The sequence below is a fragment of the Pseudoalteromonas sp. SIMBA_162 genome (genome assembly GCF_046535955.1).
Classification (GTDB): Bacteria; Pseudomonadota; Gammaproteobacteria; order Enterobacterales; family Alteromonadaceae; genus Pseudoalteromonas; species Pseudoalteromonas marina.
Genome location: NZ_JAWJBQ010001191.1, coordinates 1 through 237, shown reverse-complemented (window position 1 = coordinate 237; position 237 = coordinate 1). Strand labels below are relative to the sequence as shown.

The window sequence follows — 237 nt, the reverse complement described above, 5'->3', positions numbered from 1 at the left end:
CTGCGTGCAGACGAGCCCGATCAACTGCAGCAGGTAGCCGCGCAGCAGCGTCGTCGAGCCGAAGGTGCGCACGCGATCGGCGTCGAGCATGCAGAGCGCGAGGCGGCGCGCCTCGTCGAACGCGTCGCCGGTCAGGATGAAGTCGAGATGCTCCTGGAAGCGGAACGGCGTCAGCTCGGGAAAGCGGTGCGCGGGGACGTCCTCGAGATCGAGCGGATCGACGTCGAGATCGGCGCG

The 237-nt window shown here is 68.8% G+C and carries 1 protein-coding gene; it reads right to left on the bottom strand.

From position 1 onward, the window contains the following. A partial coding sequence (locus R0J88_RS23440) for a hypothetical protein (protein ID WP_410901382.1) occupies nucleotides 1-237 on the bottom strand: 237 nt, incomplete at both ends.